Annotated in this window: 6 protein-coding genes; 3 read left to right on the forward strand and 3 right to left on the reverse strand. The window is 63.0% G+C overall.

Annotated features, from left to right (window positions below; all coding sequences use genetic code 11):
* Positions 1–54: 54 nt before the first annotated feature.
* From ansB to AACR77_RS12730, 3 genes are all read right to left on the reverse strand, one after another.
* Positions 55–1,113 (reverse strand): L-asparaginase 2, encoded by a 1,059-nt coding sequence (gene ansB, locus AACR77_RS12720; protein WP_010675782.1) that lies wholly within the window; start codon positions 1,111–1,113, stop codon positions 55–57.
* Positions 1,114–1,242: 129 nt separating this feature from the next.
* Positions 1,243–1,437 (reverse strand): heavy-metal-associated domain-containing protein, encoded by a 195-nt coding sequence (locus AACR77_RS12725; protein WP_042015137.1) that lies wholly within the window; start codon positions 1,435–1,437, stop codon positions 1,243–1,245.
* Between the two features lie 111 nt (positions 1,438–1,548).
* Positions 1,549–2,499, reverse strand: coding sequence for an AEC family transporter (locus AACR77_RS12730; RefSeq protein ID WP_042878288.1), 951 nt, complete (start codon positions 2,497–2,499; stop codon positions 1,549–1,551).
* A gap of 134 nt (positions 2,500–2,633) precedes the next feature.
* On the opposite strand from AACR77_RS12730, the gene treR reads away from it, so the two are divergent.
* From treR to treC, 3 genes are all read left to right on the forward strand, one after another.
* Positions 2,634–3,581, forward strand: coding sequence for a trehalose operon repressor TreR (gene treR, locus AACR77_RS12735; protein WP_041211765.1), 948 nt, complete (start codon positions 2,634–2,636; stop codon positions 3,579–3,581).
* Positions 3,582–3,767: 186 nt separating this feature from the next.
* The gene (gene treB, locus AACR77_RS12740; protein ID WP_039039721.1) at positions 3,768–5,198 is read left to right on the forward strand and encodes a PTS trehalose transporter subunit IIBC; all 1,431 of its coding nucleotides are present in this window, start codon (positions 3,768–3,770) and stop codon (positions 5,196–5,198) included.
* Positions 5,199–5,286: 88 nt separating this feature from the next.
* A partial coding sequence (treC, locus tag AACR77_RS12745; RefSeq protein WP_042878290.1) for an alpha,alpha-phosphotrehalase occupies positions 5,287–6,814 on the forward strand: 1,528 nt, incomplete at its 3' end.

Genomic DNA, 6,814 nt, shown 5'->3' on the forward strand with positions numbered 1-6,814 from the left:
TCCCATCCTGCCCTTCATCTCACAAAGTAGTCTCAATCAGGCCGAGCCGAGGTCTTAGAACTGCTGGAACCAGCGCTGGATCTGGGCCGGATCCTTGCTCTGGGTCAGGGCGAGCATCAGCAGCACCCGCGCTTTCTGCGGGTTGAGGGTCTCGGCGGCGACGAAGCCGTACTTGGCATCGTCGATCTCCGCATCCAGGGTGGTGGAGCCGGTCGGCACGCGGGCGGAGCGCACCACGCGAATGCCGTCCTTGCTCGCCTTGGCCAGGGTGTCGAACAGGGTGTGGTAGAGGTTGCCGTTGCCCACCCCGGCGCTGACGATGCCGTCAAACTTGGCATCCACCAGGGCCTTGGCCGGCAGGTCCGAGGCGTTGGCGTAGCTGTAGACGATGCCGACCTGGGGCAGCTTGTCGAGCTTGCTCACGTCGAACGGGGTCTTGCTGGTATGCAGACGGGCCGGGCTGCGCTGGTAGTCGATCTTGCCGTTGTGGATGTAGCCGAGCGGGCCGAAGTTGGGGGAGGCGAAGGTCTGCACTCCTGTGGTGTTGGTCTTGGTGACGTCGCGGGCATCCAGCACGGTGTCGTTCATCGCCACCATGACGCCACGTCCCTTTGAGGCGGGGTCGGAGGCGGTCACCACGGCGTTGTAGAGGTTCATCGGGCCGTCGGCGCTCATGGCGGTGGAGGGGCGCATGGCGCCCACCAGCACCACCGGCTTGTCGCTCTTGACGGTCAGATTGAGGAAGTAGGCGGTCTCCTCCATGGTGTCGGTGCCATGGGTGATGACGATGCCGTCCACGTCATCCCTGGCCAGCAGCGCGTTGACCCGCTTGGCGAGCGTGAGCCACACCTCGTCGTTCATGTCCTGGGAGCCGATCTTGACCACCTGCTCACCCTGCACGTCGGCCACGTTTTTCATCTCGGGCACGGCGGCGATCAGCGTCTCGATGGCCACCTTGCCGGCCTCGTAGTTGGACTGGGTGGCGGACTGGCCCGCCCCGGCGATGGTGCCGCCGGTGGCCAGAATGTGCACGCTGGGCAGCGCCATGGCCATGGGGGAGAGGGTCAGGCCGAGCACGGCGGCGATCAGGGTCTTGCGAATGGGAAGGGTCATGCTGCAATCCTTTTGGATGAGAGAATTGCAGCATTTTTATTCTTTTTAAACGGGATTTAAGTGATCACTCTCACCAATAAAAAGAAGTAAACAGAATATTAGTCTGATTTATACCAATTAAGTGATAATTCACTCTACCTGAAAGCCTCTCGCCTCGATCAGGGCGATCAACTCGGCTTTGCTCAGCTCACTCTCGATGACAGCCTGGCGGCTGGCAAAGTCGACCGTGGCGGTGCGGACTGCTGGCTGGGCCAGCAGGGCCTTTTGCAGGCTGGCAGCGCAACCGCCGCAGGACATGCCGGTAACGGTGAGTTCGATGGTCATGGGCTCTCTCCTCTGTCGATGTGACATCAGCCTAAAGCTGCCGCCTCCGGCAAGGTCAAGGGTGAATGCCGATCCCGTCAACCCCGGGTCGTGCATCATGGCGGCGCCCCATCACCCCATCAGTCCCAGGTAGTTCATCAGGGTGGCCCCCAGGCTGGTGGTGACGAGCGAGCCCAGGGTGGTGGTGGCGATGATGTTGGCCGCGAGGGCGCTGTCACCGCCCATGGCGCGGGTCATCACATAGCTGGCGGCGGCGGTGGGGGTTGAGCTGATGAGAAACAGGATGCCGAGGGCCTGAGGGCTGAAGCCGAGGGCCCAGGCCCCCAGTACCAGCAGCACGGGGATGCAGCACAACCGGTTGACCGTGGCCCAGCCGGTCAGCATGGCGCCGCCGCGCAGGGCCTTGAGGTTGAGGCTGGCGCCGGTGCACAGCAGGGCCAGCGGCAGGGTCATGTTGGCGAAATAGTTGCCCGTGCTGATGACCAGCTGGGGCAGTTCGATGCCGAGCAGACCGAAGGGCAGGGCCGCCAGAATGGCGATGATGAGGGGGTTTTTGACGATCCCCTTGAGTATGGGGGCGAGCCCCTTTCCGCCCCCCAGGCTGCGGGTCAGGGTGATCACCGCGAGCACGTTGTAGAGCACTGTGATGGAGCCCACCAGCAGGGCGGCGGCCCCTATCCCCTCCGGGCCGTAGGCGTTTTGCACATAGGCCAGCCCCATGATCCCCATGTTGCCGCGAAAGCTGCCCTGCACGAAGATGCCCCGCAATTTCTGCTCGCTGATGAAACGGGCCGCCAGCACCTCCAGCACCAGGAAACCGGCGAGGGTGCCGAGCAGGCCGTAGAGGATGAGCCAGGGGCTCGGCATGGTGGAAAAATCGGTGCGCACCATGCTTAGAAACAAGAGAGCTGGCAGGGTGACCTGGAACACCAGACGGGAGGCGGACTCGACGAAGCTGTCGGGCAAGAGACCCAGCCGCTTGAGCCAGATGCCGAGTACCAGCACCAGACAGATGGGGCCCGTGATGGAGAGAGAGAAGTGCAGACTTGCCAACAGATCCATGATGCGCGTCCTGTGCAACGGCGAAGAAAGTCGCCTGGGAAAGGGCATTCTAACGCCATGGGCTTGTATTCACAGGAGTTAATCACAACAATGTCTGCATCCCGGTTGTCGCCCTCCCCTGTCACGGATCCCCCATGGAAAAGAAACTGACCATCCTCGATATCGCTCGCCTCAGCGGGGTCGGCAAGTCGACCGTCTCCCGGGTGCTCAATCAGGATCCCAAGGTCAATGCCCAGACCAGGGCCAGGGTCGAATCGGTGATCGCCCAGCACGGTTTCGTCCCGAGCAAATCGGCGCGGGCCATGCGCAGCCAGAGCCAGCAGGTGGTCGGCATCGTGGTGTCGCGCCTCGACTCCAGCTCCGAGAACCAGGCGGTGCGCGGCATGCTGGAGACCCTCTACCAGCGTGGCTACGACGCCGTGCTGATGGAGAGCAAGTTCTCCCCCGCCAAGGTGAGCGAGCACCTGGCGGTGCTGGAGCGGCGCGGGGTGGACGGCATCATCCTGTTTGCCTTCAACGATCTGGACTATGCCGCCATGGCGCCGCTCAGGGAGAAACTGGTGCTGATGGCCCGCGAGCGCCCCGGCTTCTCGTCGGTCTGCTTCGACGATGACGGGGCGGTGCGCGCCGTGCTCGCCCACCTCGGGGAGCGTGGCCTGACCGAGGTCGCCTATCTCGGGGTGGAACGCAGCGATCTCACCACCGGGCTGCGTCGACATCAGGCTTACCTCGACTACTGTCGGGAACAGGGGCGCACACCCCGCAGCGCCCTCGGGGATCTCGGTCTGCAAAGCGGCTATCGGCTCGCGGCCGAGCTGCTCACCCCCACCACCCAGGCCATGGTCTGTGCCAGCGACACCCTGGCCATCGGCGCCGCCAAATACCTGCAGGAGCAGGGTCGCACCGACATCCTGGTGAGCGGCCTTGGCAGCAATCCCATGCTGACGTTCCTCTTTGCCAACACCCTCAGCCTGGATTTCGGCTACAAGGACGCCGGCATCCTGGCCGCCAGACAGCTGCTCGACCAGATTGAAGAGGGGCAGCCCCCCAGAGCAACCATCGCCCCCTGTCAGCCCCTGTAGTCTATCTTTTCCTCCATTCCCGGCGTTTTGCGCTTTTTGTGACCAGCGCCACGAATTGGGAACGTTCCCATTGCCGATGCCAGCCACTGGCTTCATGCTGATTGGGAACGATACCAATAAACGGGCGGTCCTTGGCCAGCCGGTAAAGACACGACCATTATTCATGGAGTCACAGAGGGAAGGCTCATGTCAAAAGTCAACACACAGCATCTGGCGCAGCTGATCGAGCGGATCGGCGGCAAAGAGAACATCACCACTGTCAGCCACTGCCTGACCCGGCTCAGGTTCGTGCTGGCCGATCCGGCCAAGGCCGACCCCAAGGCCATCGAGACCATCCCTTCGGTGAAGGGGAGCTTCACCCAGGGCGGCCAGTTCCAGGTGGTGATCGGCAACGAGGTGGATCAGTGGTACAAGGCGCTCACCCAGGAGATCGGCGTGAGCGGTGGCAGCAAGGAGGCCGCCAAGCAGGCCGCCCGCCACAACATGAACCCGTTGGAGCGCGGCATCTCCCACCTGGCGGAGATCTTCGTCCCCCTGCTGCCCGCCATCATCACCGGTGGTCTGATCCTGGGCTTTCGCAACGTCATCGGCGATATCAAGATGTTCGACGACGGCACCCACACCCTCACCGAGATCAGCCAGTTCTGGGCCCAGGTGCACGCCTTCCTCTGGCTGCTGGGTGAAGCCATCTTCCACTTCCTGCCGGTGGGTGTCTGCTGGTCTGCGGTGAAGAAGATGGGCGGCTCCGAGATCCTCGGCATCGTGCTGGGTATCACGCTGGTGTCGCCGCAACTGATGAACGCCTATGGCATCGGCCAGCAGACCCCGGAAGTGTGGGACTTCGGCCTCTTCGTCATCCAGAAAGTGGGGTATCAGGCCCAGGTCATTCCGGCCCTGCTGGCGGGTGTCTTCCTCGCCTGGGTGGAGACCAGCCTCAAGCGCATCATCCCGGCCTATCTCTACCTGGTGATTGTGCCCTTCATCTCCCTGCTGCTGGCGGTGATCGTGGCACACGCCCTGATCGGTCCGTTCGGCCGCTGGATTGGTGACGGCGTCGGCTTTGCCGCCAAGGCGGCCATGACGGGTTCGTTTGCCCCCATCGGCGCCGCCCTGTTCGGCTTCCTCTATGCGCCCCTGGTCATCACCGGCATCCACCACACCACCAACGCGGTGGACCTGCAACTGATGCAGAGCATGGGCGGCACCCCCATCTGGCCGCTGATCGCCCTCTCCAACATCGCCCAGGCGTCTGCGGTCGTCGGCATCATACTGATCAGCCGCAAGGAGAACGAGCGGGAGATCTCGGTCCCGGCCGCCATCTCCGCCTATCTCGGGGTGACCGAGCCGGCCATGTACGGCATCAACCTCAAGTACAAGTTCCCCATGCTGTGCGCCATGGTGGGCTCAAGCTGTGCGGCTCTCATCTGCGGCTTCGCCGGGGTGATGGCCAACGGTATCGGGGTGGGCGGCCTGCCGGGCATCCTCTCCATCCAGCCGCAATACTGGGGCATCTACGCCATCGCCATGCTGGTGGCCATCGTGGTCCCCGCCCTGCTGACCCTGCTGGTCTACAAGCGCCAGCAGGCTGCCGGCAAGCTGGATCTGGCCACGGCCTGATCCACACAACCTCGGCGGAGCCCTGGCTCCGCCTTTTATCGTTGCCCTGTTCCAACTAATCCGGTTTCAACCAATGAGCGAACCAACCATGACACAGACACCCTGGTGGCAAAGCGCCGTGATTTACCAGATCTACCCCAAAAGCTTTCAGGATTCCGGCGCCCGTGGCACCGGTGATCTCAAGGGGATCATGGCCCGCCTCGACTACCTCAAGACCCTCGGCGTCGATGCCCTCTGGCTGACCCCGGTCTATGTCTCCCCCCAGGTGGACAACGGCTACGACATCGCCGACTACCTGAATATTGATCCGGCCTACGGCACCATGAGCGATTTCGAAGCGCTCCTGGCCGCCGCCCATGCGCGCGGCATCCGCATCGTGATGGATATTGTGGTCAACCACACCTCCACCGAGCACGCCTGGTTCAAGTCGGCGCAGGGGGACAAGCACAGCCCCTATCGCGACTACTACATCTGGAAAGATCCGGTGGATGGCGGCGTGCCCAACAACTGGCAATCCAAGTTTGGCGGCAGCGCCTGGGAGCTGGACTCATCCACCGGTCAGTACTACCTGCACCTGTTTGCCCGCGAGCAGGCGGATCTCAACTGGGAAAACCCGGCCGTGCGCGCCGAGGTGAAGAAGATCATCCATTTCTGGGCGAAGAAAGGGGTCGACGGTTTCCGCCTCGACGTCATCAACCTCATCTCCAAGGATCAGGCATTCCCTGACGACGAGGTGGGGGATGGCCGCCGCTTCTACACCGACGGGCCGCGCATCCACGAATTTTTGCAGGATGTGAGCCGCGACGTCTTCGCCCCCGTGGGGGCCATGACGGTGGGCGAGATGTCTTCCACCAGCCTGGAGCACTGCCAGCGCTATGGCGCGCTGGATGGCTCCGAGCTCTCCATGGTGTTCAACTTCCATCACCTCAAGGTGGATTACCCCAATGGCGACAAGTGGACCAAGGCGCCGTTCGATTTCCTCGAACTCAAGCGCATCTTCAACCACTGGCAGAGCGGTATGCATGGCAAGGGGTGGTCGGCGCTCTTCTGGTGCAACCACGATCAGCCGCGCATCGTCTCCCGTTTCGGCGATGAGGGCGAGCATAGGGTGGTCGCCGCCAAGATGCTGGCCAGCACGCTGCACGGCCTGCAGGGGACGCCCTACATCTATCAGGGGGAGGAGATCGGCATGACCAACCCCGGCTATCAGTGCATCGATGACTATCAGGATGTGGAGAGCCGCAACATCTTCGCCATCAAGCAGGCGGAAGGGATAAGCGAGGCCGAGATCCTCGCCATTCTCGGTGCCAAGTCCCGGGACAACTCGCGCACCCCGATGCAGTGGAGCGCCGCCTCCAACGCCGGTTTCACCAGCGGGACGCCCTGGCTCAAGCCTGCCGCCAACTATTCCGAGATCAATGCCGAGGCGGCGCTGGCCGACCAGCACTCGGTGTTCTGGCACTACCGGGATTTGATCCGCCTGCGCAAGAGCCATCCCATCTTCACTCAGGGGGATTATCAGGAGCTGCTGGCAGGGCACCCGCAGATCTGGGCCTATGTCCGCCGCGCCGGCGGCCAGACTCTGGTGGTGGTGAGCAACTTCTACGGCGAGCCGG

Origin of the sequence: Aeromonas sp. ZOR0002 (assembly GCF_963866995.1) — a bacterium.
Taxonomy (GTDB): Bacteria; Pseudomonadota; Gammaproteobacteria; order Enterobacterales; family Aeromonadaceae; genus Aeromonas; species Aeromonas caviae.